This is a genomic window from Nocardioides sp. Root190, from assembly GCF_001428565.1.
Classification (GTDB): domain Bacteria; phylum Actinomycetota; class Actinomycetes; order Propionibacteriales; family Nocardioidaceae; genus Nocardioides.
Map to the genome: position 1 here is coordinate 93,944 of NZ_LMIA01000011.1, position 17,716 is coordinate 111,659.

Below are 17,716 nucleotides of genomic sequence, written 5' to 3' on the forward strand. Positions count from 1 at the left end.
TCCTCCGTCACCGGAGCCGACCGAGGAGGCCGACAGCCTTGCGGACCTCGAGCAGTCGCCGCTCCCAGGTGATGCCCACGACGGTGAGCAGAGCACCGGCCAGCCCGATCCAGACCCACTTGGGGAAGTCGCCCGCATAGGGCCCGAGCTCGCGGAACACGATCGCTGCGCCGATGCTCGCGCCGACGAGGAGCGGAGCGCTCCAGCGAAGGGCGGCACCGGCGACGGTGAGGGCCAGACAGGCGGCGCCGAGCACCAGGGCGCGGAGCGAGACCGGGTCGTCGAGCACCCACAGGAGCGAGGGGACGGTGGCGAGCAGCAGGCCAGGCAGAAGTGCTTCGGCGGTGCCGACCGCGGGCGAGTGCTGCATCCGCCACAGGCCGAGGGCGACCAGGCCTGCGGCCAGCGGCAGCGTGTAGGGCTCCGGCTCGAACACGTCGAGGTCGAACAGGCGCACCCACGTCGCGAGCAGGAGCAGCACGCCCCCGAGCCAGGCGAGTCCGCGGCGGGACTTGTTGACCAGCGCGGTGGCGCACACGAGGAACCCCAGGACGGCCAGCCACAGCGCGGTGTAGCCGCCCGGGTCGGCGGTCGCGGCCAGCGAGACCGGGAACAGTACCGACGCGGTGAGGGCAGCGGGGATCTCGACGTCCTCGCTGGCGAACGCGACCGCCAGCACACCGACGGCGAGCAGGACCGGGAGGGAGACCCAGGCCGCGTCTCCTCCGGCCACGTGCACAGCGGCGGCGACGCCCATCGCCACCAGGGGGGAGACGGCGAGCCGGCCGACGACCCGGGTTCCGGCTTCGCGGCCGATCACCGCGAGGACGAGGGCGACCGCGCAGGCCATTGCACCGACCGCGGCGCCGAGCACGTCGCTCGGCAGGGCGGCGATGCTCGCGACGGCCGCCAGGGAAGCGGCGCTCGCCGCGAACCAGACGGACTGGGCGCCCTTGGTCGTCAACGCGAAGGTGGTGCTGACAGCCGCCGTCAGGACGAGGACAGCGACGGGCAGGGCCAGCGCCACGTCGTACGACGTGAGAGTGGTGGCGCCGCCGAGACCGACCGCGATCGCCGCGACCCGGGCCCACACGGCCAGGGCGGAGCGGCCGCGGTCAGCAGGAAGAAGGGCGACGAACGCGAGCACCACGAGGACCGACGGCACCAGCAGCAGCGGCTCGGTGGCCGGATCGGACCCGGTGAGGATCAGGTCGAAGGGCTCGGCGTAGGCGGTCCGAGTGGATTCCGCCCAGCGGACGAGAGCGACGGCGGCCGTGGTGAGGGACAGGCCGATCAGGATCAGGCTGCCCGCGGCAGCAGGGGCGATCGCGATGACCCGGACCAGCCGCGGCAGGACCGCCAGGCCGACGACCCAGGCGGCGGTGACGGAGAGGGCGACGATCCCGAGGGTGGAGGCATCGGTGTCGACGCTCGGCAGGGTCAGCACGACCGTGACGACCATGGCCGCGCAGCTCGCACCGGCGAGGAGAAGGTGCTGGTGGCGCACGACCAGGCCGGGGACGAGCATCGCCGAAGCGGTGACGAGGAGCGACCACCCGTTGCCGTCCGACCACAGCCGGTGGAGATCGGGATCGATCAGTGCCTGCGAGGTCGCCAGTGAGGCAGCTCCGAACCAGGCGATGGCGCCGGCCGCGGCTGTCGACCACTGGAGGACCGGGAGGCCGACAGCGCGGCCGACGAGCACGGTGAGGATCGCGGCGCCCGTCAGCAGGTGGCCGGCGATGAGTCGGTGGTCGGTGGTGTCGACCGCGCCGGCGTACCCGACGAGCAACGCGATGCCGGCGATGACCTGGGGGGCGACGAGGCGGGGCTGGTCGCCGATCCGGACGACGGAGAGGACGACGGCTGCGACGGCGACGACCAGGCCGGCCGCGAGAGTGATGCCACCGTCACCGCCCGCACCGAACCATCCGGCGGCCCCGGCGCCGAAGACGTCCAGCGCGAGCATCCCGAGCGCGACCACGATGAGCGACTCGCCGGCGACACGGAGGCCGGCCCGGTGCAGCAGCAACGCAGACGTGCTGGCCGTGAGCGTGAACCCGCCCAGCACCGCGGTCCGCCCGCCGACGCCGAGCGCCGACCACGACACGGCGAGGAAGATGACCGCGGCGACCAGCAGGCAGAAGGCGCCCAGGCCCAGCAGGATCTTGGGGACCGAGGAGACGAGGACGCCGCTGCGCTCGGGGCGCGGGCCGTCGGCAGGCGGGTACGACGTCGGCGGCAGCGGCGGAGGTGCCACCCCGACCGGCGCCAGCTTGGGGAGCGGGTCGGCGCTCGGCGGCACCAGGGGACCACCGAGGCTGCTCACTCGGGTCGCCTCAGGCACGCCCGCCTCGACGGCCGTGGGTCGGTCGTGGAACGCGTCGGTCGCCGCGCGCAGGTCAACGACGAGCTCGTCGGCGCGGCGCAGCGTCCGGAAGAGGTCGACCGCGAGCGGGTGCCGGACCAGGAGATCGCAGGTCGGGCACACGGGAACGCCCGACGGCAAGGAGGACCGGCAGTCGGGGCAGAGGGCGGGATCGGCGTAGCGCATGTCTCCATTGGGCCAGACGCGGCGGCCCCGTGGCATCGGTTCGGGACTCAGGCCCGCTGAGCATGCGTACTCACCCCGGGCGGGAATGGGGCGGCGGGCGGGGGCAGTTTCACCGCCCAGGCGGTGAAACTGCCCCTGAGCGCATGAAACTCCGTGTGCCCAGAGGCAGTTTCGTGAGCCCAGTCGACCGACCCGGTGGCGGACCTCGTTCCTCCACAGGTGAGTCCCCAAGGTGGGGACGACGAGGGGAAACCTGTGGAGGGGGGACGGCTTCCTGTGGAGGACACGCCGACGATCGGTGGAGGAGCGAGAAAGGCTGTCAAACAAAGGGCAAACCCCTTGCCAACAGTCGTCGGACGGGCGTAGAACTTCTCCCACGCACTCCTCCGGGAGAGCGGGATCCGCCGGAAGGCGAGGATCCAGACGGCCAGGCCGGAACCCTTCGGGGTGCTGGCGAGGCGGCCCCTCACGGGGACGCCGGCCGCGCGAGCCGGGTGACGAGGTTCGTGGGATCCGAGCAGCCAGTGGGTCGACCGGGAGCGTCACCAGTACTGGTCACCTGAAGGGCCCTTGTGACTCATACTCACGAGGGCCCTTCGTCCATTTCCAGGGGCGAGCCCGGACGGCAGACTGGGCGCATGGAGAAGCCGCCGCTCGCCGTACAGCTGGATCTCGAGCCGCACCCGGAGGGTGGCTGGTACCGCCGGACCTGGGCGGCCGACACGACGGTGACCCTCGCGGACGGCCGAGTGCGGCCCACGGCGACGCTGATCCACTTCCTGCTGCCGGCAGGGGAGTCCTCGGCGTGGCACCGGGTGCGGTCCGACGAGATCTGGCTGGCGCACCGGGGGACGGTGACCGTGGAGCTCGGTGGGAGCGGGTCGGCGCCCGAGCCCGGGGAGCGGCTGGTGGTCGGGGTGGAGACGCTGCAGGCGCTGGTCCCGGCGGACGTGTGGCAGCGGACGCTGGTCTCCGATGCCGACGCCCTCGTCAGCTGTCTGGTCTCGCCGGGCTTCGACTTCGCCGACTTCGAGCTGGTCTGAGAGTGGCTTGGCAGGCCTGATCGGATTCTGTCGGGACGGGATGGTTGAGTGACGCCCGTGGACCAGGGGAGCGGGCAGCGCCGTTACGTGCTGAAGCAGGCGCCGGCTCCGGGGCCGGCGCCCGAGCTCGACGAGCACCAGCGCAGCGTGGTGGACCACCCGGGCGGGCCGCTGCTCGTGCTCGCCGGACCGGGCACCGGCAAGACGACGACCCTCGTCGAGGCGATCGTCGACCGGATCGAGCGCCGTGGTGCCGATCCCGACTCGGTCCTCGCGCTGACCTTCTCGCGCAAGGCCGCCGACCAGCTGCGGGACCGGGTCAGCGCGCGGCTCGGCCGCACCACCGGGCAGCAGCTGAGCTCGACCTTCCACTCCTTCGCCTATGCCCTGGTGCGCCGCTACGCCCCCGCAGAGCTCTACGAGGCTCCGCTCCGGCTGCTCTCGGCGCCCGAGCAGGACGTCGTCCTGCGCGAGCTGCTCACCGATCACCCCGAGTCGGTCCGCTGGCCCGACCGCTTCCGGCAGGCCATGGCGACACGCGGCTTCGCCCGCGAGGTCCATGCCGTCATCGGGCGGGCCCGCGAGAAGGGCCTGGACGGCCACGACCTGCGCGCGCTGGGCGAGGCCGAGGACCTGGACGAGTACGTCGCCGCGGGGCTCTTCCTGGAGCAGTACCTCGACTCGCTCGACAGCCTGGGCGCCACCGACTACGCAGATCTGATTCGCCGGGCCCGGATCGAGGCCGAGGACCACCGCGAGGAGCTCCGGGCGCGGTTCCAGCACGTCTTCGTCGACGAGTACCAGGACACCGACCCGGGGCAGGTCGCGCTGCTGCGCGCCATCGCGGGTGACGGTCGCAACCTGGTCGTGGTCGGCGACCCGCACCAGTCGATCTATGCGTTCCGCGGCGCCGAGGTGCGCGGCATCCTCGAGTTCCCGACCCAGTTCCCGCAGGCGGACGGCGCACCGGCCGACGTGGTGGCGCTGCAGACGACGCGGCGCTTCGGGGCCGACATCCTCGGGCCGGCCCAGCGGATCGCGGCGCGCCTCCCCTTGCACGGATCGATCCCCGCGGAGGTGCGCTCCGCCTTCCTGGCTCCGCGCTCGCAGAGCGAGGTGAACGGGCTGGTCCAGGTCCGCACCTTCGACACCGAGCGGGCCGAGGTCGAGCACCTCGCCGACATGCTCCGGCGCGCCCACCTCGAGGACGGGATGTCCTGGGACGACATGGCGGTACTGGTCCGGTCCGGGCGGGCGTCGCTGCCGGCCCTGCGCCGCGGCCTGGCTGCCGCCGGCGTCCCGGTGGACATCGCGCGCGACGAGATCCCGCTGGTGCAGGAGCCTGCGGTCGCCTCGCTCCTCGCAGCGCTGCGCGCGGTGGCCGACCCCGAGGGCGAAGGCGTCGAGGAGCTGCTCGCCGGGCCCCTCGGGGGACTCGACGCGACCGAGGTCCGAGCGCTCACCCGACGCCTGCGTGCTGTCGAGCCTGACCGGCCGGTTCGCGAGCTGCTGCGCGCGGCGGTGTTCGACGCCGACGCGACCGCACTCGGCGCGCGGATGGCCGCTGCTCGGGAGCTGCTCGAGGACGGTGCCAGCGCCGAGGCCGTGCTGTGGGCGCTCTGGGATGCCTCGCCGTGGCAGGAGCGGCTCACCGCCGCCATCGCTCGCGGCGGCCCGGCCGCCCGTCTGGCCCACCGTGACCTCGATGCGCTGTGCGCACTGTTCGAGGCGGTCGCCCGGGTCGAGGAGCAGCGCGACCACACCGCGGTCGAGACCTTCCTCGACACCCTCCTCGCGCAGGAGGTCCCGGGGGACACCCTGGCTGAGCGTGGTGTGCGAGGAGCTTCGGTCCGCCTCCTCACCGCCCACCGCGCCAAGGGGCTGGAGTGGGACCTGGTCGCGATCGCCCACGTCCAGGAGCAGGGCTGGCCCGACCTGCGGTTGCGCGGCTCGCTGCTGGGCGCTGACCGGATCGGTGCCGACGGACTGGTGGACCTCCCGACCCGCGGCGCGCTGCTGGCCGAGGAGCGCCGACTCTTCTACGTCGCCGTCACCCGGGCGCGGACCCGTCTGGTGGTCACCGCCGTCCGCTCCAGCGACCCGGACGGCGAACAGCCGTCGCGCTTCCTCGAGGAGCTCGAGCCGGGCGACGCCGAGCAGCCGTCGGTCCGGCACGTGGTCGGTCGGCCCCGCCGACCGCTGTCACTGCAGGGCATCGTCGCCGAGCTGCGCCGAGTGGTCGCCGACCCCGACAGCCCCGAGGCGTTGCGGACCTCGGCCGCCGAACGGCTGCACCTGCTCGCCGGGGCGGAGGTCGGCGGGCGTCCGGTGGCGCCCTACGCCGACCCGTCTTCGTGGTGGGGCCTCCGTTCGGCCACGCGGAGCGTCGTACCCATCCGTCCGGACGACCGGCCGATCTCGCTCTCGGCGAGTGCCCTGTCGGGCCTCCTCGAGTGCCCGGCCAAGTGGTTCCTCGAGAGGGAGGCCGGCGGATCGCGGGTCAGCTCGACCAACCAGGGTTTCGGCACGATCGTGCACGCGCTCGCCGACCGGCTCCACAAGCAGGAGGTCGAGCCCGACCTCGACGAGCTGATGACCCACGTCGACGAGGTCTGGGGGCGCATGGAGTTCCGTACGCCGTGGAGTGCGGCCCGGGAGCGGGAGGCGATCCAGGACTGCCTGCGGCGCTTCCTGTCGTGGCACACGCGTCCGGGTGCGCGCGTCGTGATCGCCACCGAGCAGAAGGTCCGCGCGACGGTGAGCCTGCCCGACGGGACCAGCGTGACGCTCACCGGCGAGGCCGACCGTCTCGAGCTCGACGAGGCGGGGGACGTCGTCGTCGTGGACCTCAAGACCGGCAAGTACGGCCCGACCAAGCAGGAGATCCTGGAGCACCCGCAGCTCGGGCTCTACCAGCTCGCCGTCGACGCGGGGGCGCTCGCGGACGTCGAGGGGGTCCCGGACGGCGCAGGCGCCGGTGGCGCCGAACTGGTCCAGCTCCGGCTGGGCAAGGACCTGCCGCGGATCGACAGCCAGGGTGAGCCCGAGTTCATCGAGGAGCAACTGACGCGCGCGGTGGCCGCCGTTCGTGCCGAGGAGTTCGCCGCGCGCCCTTCCGCGAGTCCGCAGAACGGCCACTGCCGGTACTGCTCCTTCCAGCCCATCTGCCCTGCGTTCTCGACCGGATCGGTGTTGTCGTGAAGTACTCCACCCCCGACCAGCTCCGGGACCTGATGGGCGTCGACTGGACCTTCAGCGAGGAGCAGTTCACCGCGGTCACCGCCGACCTGGAACCCGCGGTGATCATCGCCGGCGCCGGGTCCGGCAAGACCGCCGTGATGGCGGCACGGGTGCTGTGGTTGGTGGCCAACGGCCTGGTCGAGCCCCAGCAGGTGCTCGGGCTGACCTTCACCACCAAGGCCACCGGCGAGCTGCAGCACCGCATCCGTGAGTCGCTGCAACGCGCCGGCCTGCTCGGAGGGCTCCGCCCGGTCGACGACGAGAACGACGAGCCCGCCGTCGCGACGTACCACTCCTACGCCTCCAACCTGCTGCGCGAGCACGGCCTGCGGATCGGTCACGAGCCGGACACGCGCCTGATCGCCGATGCCCAGCGGTTCCAGCTCGCCGCCCGGGCGATCAGCAGGTACGACGCGCCGATCGACCTGCTCAGCGACCACCCGGACACCGTCGTGAAGGCGTTGCTGTCCCTCGACGCGGAGATGTCCGAGCACCTGTGCAGCCTGGAGATGGTCCGTGAGCAGGACCGCCGGGACCGACAGGCGTTCTCGACCGAGCTGCTCACGAGCCGGGCGAAGAAGCCGCTGCAGGACGCCATCACCGTGATCGACAGGCGGACCGAGCTGCTCGGTCTCGTCGAGGGCTACCGCTCCCTCAAGGCCGACCTCGGGCTCATGGACTTCTCCGACCAGATCGCCCTCGTGGCGCGCCTCGCCGACGAGCACCCTGAGGTGGGCGCGGGGGAGCGCGAGAGCTACCGGGTGGTGCTGCTCGACGAGTACCAGGACACCTCGGTCGCCCAGGCGCTGATGCTGCGGCGGCTGTTCGGCGGCGCTCACGCCGTGATGGCGGTGGGCGACCCCAACCAGGCGATCTACGGGTGGCGGGGTGCCTCGGTCTCGAACATCCTGCAGTTCAACCTCGACTTCCCGCTGGCCGACGGCCCGGCTCCGACGTACCAGCTCGCGACCAACCGTCGCTCGGACCGGCGCATCCTCGAGGTGGCCAACCACCTCGCGCAGCCGCTGCTCGACGCGAGTCCCAGTGTGGTGCGGCTGGAGGCGAAGCCGGACGCGGGCGAGGGGGAGGTCCGCGCGCGGGTGCACAACACCTACGACGAGGAACTCGTCTGGCTCGGTGAGGAGGTCGCAGCCGCCCATGCCAGCGGGACGGACTGGGCGAAGATCGGTGTCCTCGTCCGCGACAACCGGCACGCCGCGGACGTCTTCGATGCGCTGACGGCGGTCGAGATCCCGGTCGAGATCGTCGGACTCAAGGGTCTGCTGCGCCTGCCCGAGGTCTCCGAGGTGCTGGCCAGCCTGACCCTGATCCACGACGTCACCGCCAATGCAGCGCTGCTCACCCTCCTGACCGGACCCCGCTGGCAGATCGGCCTGCGGGACCTCGCGCTGCTCGGCAGCCGCGCCGGGGAGCTGGCGGGCGGACGCCCGGCCCGCCCCGACGAGCTCCAGGAACAGCTCGCGCAGGCCGTGGCGCTGGGGGATCCGATCGAGGTGCCGGCGCTGTGCGACGCCCTCGAGTCGCCCGGTGAGGCGGACTACTCGCCCGAGGCTCGGGAGCGGTTCGTCCTGCTGGCCGCCGAGCTCCGCCGCCTCCGCACGGCTGCTGGCGAGCCGGTCCTCGACCTGGTCCGCCGCATCATCGAGGTGACCGGCATCGACGTGGAGCTGGCGTCCTCGGTCAGCCCTGCCGCCGCCGCCCGGCGCGACAACCTCGACCTGTTCGTCAAGGCCGTCTCGGAGTTCACCGGGCTCGACGGGCGGACCGACCTCGGAGCGCTGCTGTCCTGGCTCGAGGCGGAGGACGACACCGGGCAGGGCCTCGACGTCGCGGTCCCGACCGAGGCCGACTCGGTGAAGCTGCTGACCGTCCACCGCTCGAAGGGGCTGGAGTGGGACGTCGTGCTGATCCCCGGCGTCAGCGACAAGAAGTTCCCGGTGACCGGACTGCGGCCGACCTCCCTGACGACGCCGGGGGTGCTGCCGACAGCCCTGCGCGGTGACGCGAGGGACATGCCCCAGCTCCGGGCACACACCGCCGCCGGCATCAAGGAGTACGACGAGGACCGCCGCGCGCACCAGCGGCTCGAGGAGCTGCGCCTCGGCTACGTCGGCTGGACCCGCGCCCGGCACCGGCTGCTCGTCTCGTGCTGGCGTTTCCGTCCCGGCCTGAAGAAGGGCGTCGGTCCCTCGGCCTACCTGGCGACGACCCGCGACGCGATGGCGACCTGGGGCGCCGAGCCCGATGCCTGGCTCGAGGCACCTGACGACGAGCCGTCGCCGTACGCCAGTCTCGACCCGGACCTCGACTGGCCGATCAACCACCACACGCCCGAGGTGGTCCGCCGGGCCGCCGCGGCCGAGGCGGTGCGTGCTGCCGGCCCGCCGCAGCCGTCCGAGGATCCCGTGGTGCAGCGCTGGGACGACGAGATCCAGCGGTTGCTGGAGGAGGCGCGTTCCGAGCGGGTGCTGCAGGTCGAGGTGCCGCTGCCTGCGTCCCTGCCCGCGACCGCACTGAGTCGTCTGCGTGACGACCCGGCCGCGTTCGCCCGCGAGCTCGCCAGGCCGATGCCGCGGCCTCCGGCCCCGGCTGCCAGGTTCGGAACCCGCTTCCACGCGTGGGTCGAGGCCCGGTTCGGCCAGCAGGGCCTGTTCGAGCCCGACGACCTCTCCGGACGCGCCGACGCCGGGATCGACGACGACTCGGACCTCAAGGAGCTCATCGCGACCTTCGAGAAGGGACCGTTCGCTGCGCGGGTCCCGACAGCGATCGAGGCGCCCTTCGCGTTGGTGCTGACGGCGCCCGACGGGTCCCGCCAGGTCGTGCGCGGCCGGATCGACGCCGTGTACGACGAGCCGGACGGCTCGGTCCTCGTGGTGGACTGGAAGACGAGCCATCGGCAGGACGCCGATCCGCTCCAGCTCGCGCTCTACCGGCTGGCGTGGGCCGAGCTGCACGGTGTCGCGATCGATCAGGTGCGGGGCGCCTTCCACTACGTGCGCTCCGGGCAGCTCGTGGTCCACGACGACCTTCCCGACCGGGCGGGCATCGAGCGCCTGCTGGGTGAGCCCGACCGGTGACTGCGAGCTGAGACGGCGGGCGGAGACTGCGGGCGGTGGGTTCAGGCCCGCCGGACCACGATCCGGGGAGGTTGGGCCAGGGACTGGCCGACGACGCAGTAGCGCTCGCTCGCCGTGGCGAGGCGTTCGAGATCGCTGTCCGACGCGTCCGTGTCGAGGGTGATCACGACCTCGATGTCGCGGACCCCGACCGGTGCTGAGCGATCGACACCGAGCGTGCCGCGCGCGTCCCACCAGGCGTCGGCGGCGAGCTCCGCGGAGCGGATGTCGACCCCCATCGCGGTGGCGACCGCGCGCAGGGTCACACCGGCGCAGGCAAGGACCGCCTCGAGCAGGAGGTCCGCCGAGCACGCGTCCTCGCCGGTGCCACCGGTCGCGGTGTGGAGACCGGCGCGGATCGGCCCGGCGAAGCCGTCGACCGTCGCAGTGACCTCGGTGTCCCGGTAGTCACCACGCGCCGAGCTCGGGATCCTGGCGGTGCCGGGATCGGACCGGTACCGCTCCTTGAGGGGTGCCTGGGCAGCTCGCAGCGAGGTGGCGTCCATGTTCCAAGGTAGCCCCGGAGACCCGATGACCCGGTGCACCCACCCGGCCGTCGAGGTCGACTGCACCGCGGCGGGCCGTGTCGACACGGCCGCGGGCGGCCTGTTCGACCCACGGTGCCCAGCAGCCGTGCGGCAGCCCTTGGACGTGCTCATCTAGGCTCGCGGACGTGACCCACCCGCACCTCTCGCTCGTCGCCGACCCGCATGAACGACTCGGACTGCACCGCTCCGACGAGGCCTGGCTCGACGAGCGGTGGGCCGACCCGACCAGCCGCGTCCTGGTCATCTCCGGGACCCGGGTGCGCCCGGGTGCCGAGGGCCTGGAGTGGGTGCCGAGCGAGATGGCGCCCGACGGCGTACGACTGCTGCTCGGGGAGCGCGACGGAAACACCTGGTGGGGCGTGATCGTCCCCGGCGACCTCGCGAAGGCCGAGCCGGACCGCTGGTTGCCGCTCCGTGGCCTCCTGGCGTTCCTGTCGGGTGACGCGGTCGCGCAGGCACCGCTGGTCTTCCACGCCCTCGGGCTCGCCGAGTGGCACTGGGCGCACCGGCACTGCCCGCGGTGCGGTGGCGTGCTCGTGCCGCGTGCGGCGGGGCACGAGCAGGTCTGCCAGAGCTGCGGCAAGCCGCAGTTCCCTCGCTCCGACCCGGCAGTGATCATGCTGATCACGGCGGGTGAGCCGGGCAGTCCCGACGAGCGCTGCCTGCTCGGCCGCGGTGCGACCTGGCCCGAGGGCCGGTTCTCCACCCTCGCGGGCTTCTGCGAGCCGGGGGAGTCCCTGGAGGACGCCGTACGCCGCGAGGTGCTGGAGGAGACCGGCGTCGTGGTCGGTGACGTCGAGTACTTCGGCAACCAGCCGTGGCCGCTGCCGTCGAGCCTGATGATCGGCTTCCACGGACGTGCGGTCAGCGAGGAGATCCACCTCGACGACGCCGAGGTGGAGGAGGCGCAGTGGGTGACCCGCGAGCAGATGCGGGCCGGCGCCGAGGACGGATCGCTGGTGCTCCCGGGCGGTGTCTCGATCAGCCGGTCGCTGATCGAGTCGTGGTACGGCGAACAGTTGCCCGGCAGCTGGTGAGGCTCAGGCGCTGAGCGACTCGAGCTTGGCCTTGACCTGGGCGATGCTCGGGTTCGTCTGAGCGGTTCCGTCGGCGTACACGAGCGTCGGCACGGTCTGGTTGCCGTTGTTGGCGGACTCCACGATCGCGGCCGCTTCGGGCTGCTGCTCGATGTCGACCATGTCGAAGGCGATGCCCTCACGGTCGAGCTGGCTCTTGAGCCGCTTGCAGTAGCCGCACCACGGTGTGGTGTACATCGTGAAGGAGCTCATCGAAGTGTCGCCTCCGGCGTCTAGGGTCTGTTTCGCCACGTCCTGTGTCGGCACAGTCGGTGCTCTCACCCAACCACGCCCGTGAAGGAGTTGTTCCACCGGATGTCCGCGGTGTCCCAGCCCATCGAGCAGCTGCTCTCCGCCCTCGACCCCGAGCAACGGGAGGTGGCCGAGACCCTGCGCGGGCCGGTGCGGGTGCTCGCCGGCGCGGGAACGGGCAAGACCCGCGCGATCACCCACCGGATCGCGCACGGCGTGATGTCCGGGGTCTACGCCCCGACCGAGGTCCTCGCCGTCACCTTCACCACCCGGGCGGCGGGCGAGCTCCGACAGCGGCTGCGGACCCTGGGGGCGCCCGGCGTCCAGGCGCGCACGTTCCACAGCGCGGCGCTGCGGCAGCTGCGCTACTTCTGGCCACACATCCACGGCACCGAGCTGCCCGAGCTCACCGAGTCCAAGATCGGGATGCTCGCGGCGGCCTGCCGGACCATCGGGGTGCGCACCGACCAGGCCCTGCTGCGCGACCTCGCCTCCGAGATCGAGTGGGCCAAGGTCAGCAACGTCGGGGCCGACGACTACGCCCGGATCGCGCCGGCCAAGGGACGCGGCGTCTCCGACCAGACGCCCGAGGCGATCGGCCGGGTGATGGCGGCCTACGAGGACGTCAAGCGCTCCCAGGGCCGGATGGACATGGAGGACGTCCTGCTCCTCACCGCAGGCTTGCTGGCGACCGACGAACGCGTCGCGGCGCAGGTGCGTCGGCAGTACAAGTGGTTCGTCGTGGACGAGTTCCAGGACGTCTCGCCACTGCAGTCGGCACTGCTCGACCTCTGGCTCGGTGGCCGCGACGAGCTCTGCGTCGTGGGCGATCCCGCGCAGACGATCTACTCCTTCGCGGGCGCCGATGCGACCTACCTCCGCAACTTTCCGAAGAAGTACGACGGCACCACCTCCATCGAGCTGGTGCGCAACTACCGCTCGACCCCGCAGGTCGTCTCCGAGGCCAACAAGCTCCTGGCCGGGACCACCAGCGCTGGTGTGGAACTGCGCTCCCAACAGCCGTCCGGGTCCGCCGTCCGGTTCGTGGGGGAGTCCGACGAGGTGGCCGAGGCCAAGGCCGTGGCCGACCGGGTGGCACGCCTGCACCGGGCCGGGACGCCGTACGGCGAGATGGCGGTGCTGTTCCGGATCAACGCCCAGTCCGAGACCTTCGAGGACGCGCTGACCGACCGGGCGATCCCCTACGTCATCCGGGGCGCGGCGCGCTTCTTCGAGCGCCGTGAGGTCCGCGAGGCGGTCACCCGGCTGCGCGGCGCCGCGCGCTCCGGCGAGGCCGATGCGAGCGGTCCGTGGGTCGAGGTGGTGCGGGCGGTGCTGGCCGGGATGGGCTGGTCCGCCGAGCCGCCCACCACCCGTGGCCAGTCCCGCGACCGCTGGGAGTCCTTCCAGGCACTGGTCGACCAGGCCGAGGAGTTCTCCTCCGCCCAGGGCATCGAGGCCTCGGTCGGCACCTTCGTCGACGAGCTCGACCGTCGCGCGGCCGAGCAGCACGCGCCGACCGCGGACGGCGTGACCCTGGCGACCTTCCACGCCTCCAAGGGGCTGGAGTGGGACGCCGTGTTCTGCTGCGGCGTGCAGGACGGCACGGTGCCGATCACCTACGCGAGCCAGGAGGGCGCGCCCCCGGGCGCGGTCGAGGAGGAGCGCCGTCTGCTCTACGTCGGGATGACCCGGGCCCGCAGCGAGCTCAGCGTCTCCTGGTCCGCCGCGCGCAACCCCGGGCAGGCCGCCCGTCGCTCGCCCTCGCGCTTCCTCCTCCCGTTGCTGCCGGCCTCCCAGCAGCCGCACGCCACCAAGGGACGGACCAAGGTGGCGCGGTGCCGCGACTGTCTCCAGCCGCTCGGCAGCGCCGCCGAGAAGAAGCGGGGCCGGTGCTCCCACCACCCGGTGCGCTACGACGAGCAGCTCTTTGAGCGGCTCAAGCAATGGCGTCTGGAGACCGCGCGCGAGGGTGGTGAGGACGGCAAGTCGGTGCCGGCGTACGTCGTGTTCACCGACGCCACGCTCGAGCTGATCGCGGAGCAGAAGCCGACCTCGATCACGGCGCTGGGGAAGGTCAGCGGGGTCGGTCCGAACAAGATCGAGAAGTACGGCGAAGCGGTGCTCGAACTCGTTTCAGAAAATCCTTGAAAAAACTCCGATAAATGATTTGCACGGCCTGATACGCGACCGTTACGGTCGTCAGACAACATCCGCTGCGCATCACAGCCCTGGCACGGCTGGCGCCCCACATGGCACCGAAGGAGGTGGCGACACATGAAGAACATCACGATCATCCCGATGACGTCCGCTTGGCAGCTTTCCCTGCTCGCGCTCGACTGCGCCACCTCTGCTCTCGCGACCCTCGAGGTCCAGGGCTTCGACGTGCGCCTGACGGCGACGCACCCGGCATTTGCCGCGTTCGAAGCTGCTGGCAGCGCCACGGGTGGCGAGCCGACCGCCGTCAAGCGGGACCGCGTCAACGCCGGCATCCCCGCCTACATGGGCAACCGCGACGCCATCGTCGCCCGCGTCCCGGGTTCACCAGCCTGGAGTCCACCGAACTGATCTGAATCAGCTCGGCAGCCTCCAGGCCGCGGAACCCGAAAGACCGGGATCCGCGGCCTTTGTGCTTCTCACGACCTGAGAGCGCGAAGTCGCAGATCCCCACAAGGAAAACGACCAACGCGATCAGGTCATCGAAGAGGAGGTGAAAGCAGATGACGACCAGTGTTCTCGAGCCGACGTTGGACGAGCTGCTGCCGTGCAGGCTGAACGACGCGGAGCTGTGGTTCGCCGAGTCGCCGTCGGATGTCGAGTCCGCCAAGGCGCTGTGCCTGGACTGCCCGGTGGTCCAGCTGTGCCTGTCCGGCGCACTCCAGCGGCGTGAGCCGTGGGGTGTGTGGGGTGGCGAGCTGTTCCTGGCCGGCGCGGTGATCCCGCGCAAGCGGCCCCGGGGCCGGCCGCGCAAAGACGCAGCAGCCTGAACCGAACCCGTAACGAAGTGATCGCAGCAGATCACCAGATTTCACGACAGACCTACTGACAAGGATTCCCACCATGTACAACCTGATGAACGAAGACCTGGCACGCGCGCAGATGTCCGCGCGCCTGGGAGAGGCGCAGCAGCTGCGCGAGGCCACCCGTATGGCCCGCGCCCGCCGCTTGAGCCGCAAGGCCGAGCGGGCAGCGCAGCAGGCTCGCCTCGCCCTCGCTCGCGCTCTCTAGGCTCCGCACTGCGGAGCCACCCAGATGGCACGTCCTCGGAGGACCTCCTCACGAGGATCACCTGATCGCGGGTGAAGAACAGAAGGGGCCGGAACCGACCACCGTCGGGTCCGGCCCCTTCGTCATGACGCCGTCTCCCTTCGGCATCGATTCGGTCACGACGTCGGTCGACCCGGGGCGCGCGCTCCTAGGCTGAGGTCCATGACCGTGTCCTGTGACTTCTGCGGGCGTCGCGCGGACGGCGACGCGCCGTTGACGTGGTCGACGTCCCTCGAGCGCGGGCGGGTACGCCGCTACTGCGACGAGTGCTCCCGGGCCAACCTGCGCTCGCTGGAGGCGAAGCTCGACTGCGAGTGGTGGTGACCGGGCAGGTCCTGGCCCTCACGCCATCAGCGTGAGCACGTCCCAGGCGCAGCCGCACTCCGGGTGCCGGCCCCACCGGGTCACCTCGGGCGCGCCGCCCGGCGCCACGTCCACGGTGGTCGACCAGGTGCTCGGCTCGTCGCCCTCGACGTGGCGCACCAGGTCGCGGACCGCCCAGGCCAGCACGAGCTGCTCCACGACCGGGTCGAGCGGCGGCGGACTGTCGACGGCCGCCCGGGCAGCCTGGGCGAGGACGAGCGGCCTGCGTGGGTCGCTGAGGGACTCGTGGGCGTCCACGCAGCGCAGGCACGCCGTGCGCCCCGGCTCGACGAACGGGCCCACCCGTCGGCGCCGGGCATCGCCCGTCACGAGCAGGTGGGGAACGGAGCCGCGGACCAGGTGATCGAGCACCTCCCGGTCGACCGGTCCGGTGCTCACCACGAGGTGCGCCGCGGCATCGAGGTCACTCAGCTCGGCGCGGCTCAGCCCGGCCCTCTCCAGGAGTGGTCCCAGGACCAGCTCGGTGGCGGGATCGCACCGGACCGCGACGGCGGCCGCGTCCCGGCTCGCCCGGCGTCGTACGGCGTCGGGGCCGAACTGGGCGCGGAGGACGACATCGGTCGGGTCCGCCACGCGGACGGCGGTGGGCAGCCGGATCAGCAGGCCGAGCGCCTCGAGGCGCTGGAGCACGTCCCGTGCGGGATCAGGGAGTGCCGTGGCGGCATCGGTGCCGGTGGCGCCGCCGGGGCGCGTCAGGTCGTCGAGCAGCTCGCGGACGGCCGGCTCGTCCGGAACGCAGAGCGTTGGGGGCTCGATGCCGATCTGGAGGACGCCGGGGGACCGGGCGACGACGGGCGTCCCGGGTCGCAGCGCGACGGGGGCACTCCCGTGGGTGGACGACATGCCAGCAGCCTCGCACCGGAGCGCCGGGACTCGCTGCGCTCCTCCACAGGCGCTGAGACCTGCTCGAGGTGGGCCGCGGCAAAAAGAACGCCGCGAGCGGCACCAACTCGTGGTGCCGCCCGCGACGGTTCGGTCTCAGGCCTGGATCAGGCCTTGCCGAGGATGCGGTTCAGGTTCGTGCCGCACTCAGGGCAGACGGCCTTGGCCATCCGGGTGCCCTTCTCGTTGACCTTGACCTCACCCGAGGCCTCACGCTTGGCCTTGCACTTCACGCAGTAGAACTCGCCGCTCCAGGTCTCCGCCATGACGGCCTCCTTGCTGAATCTGTTTGATCGGTCGTCGCGACGGGGACCTTGGGGGAAGCCCGCCGGGGTCCGGAGCCGGGCTCCGGACCTCCCTGACCCTACGGCACGCCGCCCCGGAGTCGCAGTAGCCTGCCCCGCATGTCTGAAACGGCCCCGAATTCTTCTCTCTCGCCCGACGGCCCGGATCTGAGCCATCTGAGGCTGGAGCGGCCCTCCGACGGGGTGGCGCTGTTGGTGCTGGACCAGCCCGACCTGCGCAATGCGATGAGTGAGGAGATGACGGCGTCGTGGGTCAGGGCGGTGGAGCACCTCGCTCAGGACCCGTCGGTGCGGGCGGTGGTCGTGACCGGTGCCGGCAAGGCGTTCTGCTCCGGCGGGAACCTGGCGTGGCTGGCCTCGGAGCCGGACGCCACGGTGGACCAGCTGAGGTCGCGGATGATGGCGTTCTACCGGGCCTGGCTCTCGATCCGACAGCTCGAGGTGCCCACGATCGCCGCGATCAACGGCGCCGCAGTGGGCGCGGGCCTGTGCATGGCGTTGGCGTGCGACATCCGGTACGCCGCTCGGGGCGCGCGGATGGGAGTCCCGTTCACGAAGCTCGGGATCCACCCGGGGATGGCCGGGACCTACCTGCTGCCCGACGTGGTGGGACCGGCCGCGGCACGGGACCTGTTCCTCACGGGACGCATGGTCGACGCCGAGGAGGCGCTGGGCCTCGGGCTCGTCTCGCGCGTGGGCGAGCCGGACTCGTTCCTGGCCGACGTGCTCGCCACCGCGGCCGACATCGCTGCGGCCGCGCCGATCGCGACCCGCCTCACCAAGCGGGCGCTGCAGCGGGGGCACGCCTCGATCGAGTCGGCCCTGGAGTGGGAGGGCCTGGCGCAGCCGGTCACCCTGGCCACCGAGGACCTGCTCGAGGGCATCGCCGCGGCGCAGGAGAAGCGGGCGCCGCTCTTCCGGGATCGGTGAGCGCTCCCGGTCCCACCGGACACACTCGGCCCGGGCCGATGGCCACACGGCGAAGCCCCCGGTTCCGCGTTGCGCCTCGCTTGCCTTCCCCTTGC

At 72.1% G+C, this 17,716-nt stretch carries 15 protein-coding genes; 10 read left to right on the forward strand and 5 right to left on the reverse strand.

Annotated elements, in window-relative coordinates:
- Positions 1-7 precede the first annotated feature (7 nt).
- Entirely contained in the window at positions 8-2,554 is a 2,547-nt protein-coding gene (locus ASE01_RS17650; protein WP_056755272.1) for an SCO7613 C-terminal domain-containing membrane protein, read from the reverse strand.
- A gap of 638 nt (positions 2,555-3,192) precedes the next feature.
- On the opposite strand from ASE01_RS17650, the gene ASE01_RS17655 reads away from it, so the two are divergent.
- From ASE01_RS17655 to ASE01_RS17665, 3 genes are read left to right on the forward strand one after another with little or no spacing between them, the layout of a single operon-like run.
- Positions 3,193-3,597: a cupin domain-containing protein gene (locus tag ASE01_RS17655; RefSeq protein WP_056755277.1), complete on the forward strand. Its 405-nt coding sequence runs from the start codon at positions 3,193-3,195 to the stop codon at positions 3,595-3,597.
- 57 nt (positions 3,598-3,654) lie between these two features.
- Positions 3,655-6,798 carry an ATP-dependent helicase gene (locus tag ASE01_RS17660; RefSeq protein WP_235536086.1) on the forward strand — a complete coding sequence of 1,048 codons (3,144 nt, stop codon included), beginning with the start codon at positions 3,655-3,657 and terminating at the stop codon, positions 6,796-6,798.
- On the forward strand, positions 6,795-9,938 hold the full coding sequence (locus ASE01_RS17665) for an ATP-dependent DNA helicase (RefSeq protein ID WP_235536087.1): 3,144 nt from the start codon (positions 6,795-6,797) through the stop codon (positions 9,936-9,938). Before ASE01_RS17660 ends, ASE01_RS17665 begins: the two co-directional genes overlap by 4 nt.
- A 41-nt stretch (positions 9,939-9,979) precedes the next feature.
- Here ASE01_RS17665 and ASE01_RS17670 read toward each other — a convergent pair whose 3' ends face one another.
- Positions 9,980-10,483 (reverse strand): OsmC family protein, encoded by a 504-nt coding sequence (locus ASE01_RS17670; RefSeq protein ID WP_056755285.1) that lies wholly within the window; start codon positions 10,481-10,483, stop codon positions 9,980-9,982.
- Positions 10,484-10,650: 167 nt separating this feature from the next.
- On the opposite strand from ASE01_RS17670, the gene nudC reads away from it, so the two are divergent.
- Positions 10,651-11,562, forward strand: coding sequence for an NAD(+) diphosphatase (nudC, locus tag ASE01_RS17675; RefSeq protein WP_056755289.1), 912 nt, complete (start codon positions 10,651-10,653; stop codon positions 11,560-11,562).
- A gap of 3 nt (positions 11,563-11,565) precedes the next feature.
- On the opposite strand, the gene ASE01_RS17680 is transcribed toward nudC, so the two are convergent.
- The gene (locus ASE01_RS17680) at positions 11,566-11,814 is read right to left on the reverse strand and encodes a mycoredoxin (protein WP_056755293.1); all 249 of its coding nucleotides are present in this window, start codon (positions 11,812-11,814) and stop codon (positions 11,566-11,568) included.
- A gap of 102 nt (positions 11,815-11,916) precedes the next feature.
- Between ASE01_RS17680 and ASE01_RS17685 the strand changes: the two genes are divergently transcribed.
- The 5 genes from ASE01_RS17685 to ASE01_RS25045 all read left to right on the forward strand — a co-directional run bounded on the left by ASE01_RS17685 (position 11,917) and on the right by ASE01_RS25045 (position 15,444).
- Positions 11,917-14,004 (forward strand): ATP-dependent DNA helicase UvrD2, encoded by a 2,088-nt coding sequence (locus ASE01_RS17685; RefSeq protein ID WP_056755296.1) that lies wholly within the window; start codon positions 11,917-11,919, stop codon positions 14,002-14,004.
- A gap of 126 nt (positions 14,005-14,130) precedes the next feature.
- The gene (locus ASE01_RS17690) at positions 14,131-14,421 is read left to right on the forward strand and encodes a hypothetical protein (RefSeq protein ID WP_056755299.1); all 291 of its coding nucleotides are present in this window, start codon (positions 14,131-14,133) and stop codon (positions 14,419-14,421) included.
- A 152-nt stretch (positions 14,422-14,573) separates the two neighbouring features.
- On the forward strand, positions 14,574-14,840 hold the full coding sequence (locus ASE01_RS17695) for a WhiB family transcriptional regulator (RefSeq protein WP_056755303.1): 267 nt from the start codon (positions 14,574-14,576) through the stop codon (positions 14,838-14,840).
- Between the two features lie 73 nt (positions 14,841-14,913).
- Positions 14,914-15,081: a hypothetical protein gene (locus tag ASE01_RS25040; protein ID WP_200958896.1), complete on the forward strand. Its 168-nt coding sequence runs from the start codon at positions 14,914-14,916 to the stop codon at positions 15,079-15,081.
- Between the two features lie 201 nt (positions 15,082-15,282).
- On the forward strand, positions 15,283-15,444 hold the full coding sequence (locus tag ASE01_RS25045) for a hypothetical protein (protein ID WP_200958897.1): 162 nt from the start codon (positions 15,283-15,285) through the stop codon (positions 15,442-15,444).
- 18 nt (positions 15,445-15,462) lie between these two features.
- Here ASE01_RS25045 and ASE01_RS17700 read toward each other — a convergent pair whose 3' ends face one another.
- Both ASE01_RS17700 and ASE01_RS25050 read right to left on the reverse strand, forming a co-directional pair.
- Entirely contained in the window at positions 15,463-16,347 is an 885-nt protein-coding gene (locus tag ASE01_RS17700; RefSeq protein WP_056755306.1) for a hypothetical protein, read from the reverse strand.
- Positions 16,348-16,493: 146 nt separating this feature from the next.
- Positions 16,494-16,652 (reverse strand): DUF5679 domain-containing protein, encoded by a 159-nt coding sequence (locus tag ASE01_RS25050; RefSeq protein ID WP_200958898.1) that lies wholly within the window; start codon positions 16,650-16,652, stop codon positions 16,494-16,496.
- A gap of 138 nt (positions 16,653-16,790) precedes the next feature.
- Between ASE01_RS25050 and ASE01_RS17705 the strand changes: the two genes are divergently transcribed.
- Positions 16,791-17,621, forward strand: coding sequence for an enoyl-CoA hydratase/isomerase family protein (locus ASE01_RS17705; RefSeq protein WP_056755311.1), 831 nt, complete (start codon positions 16,791-16,793; stop codon positions 17,619-17,621).
- Positions 17,622-17,716 lie beyond the last annotated feature (95 nt).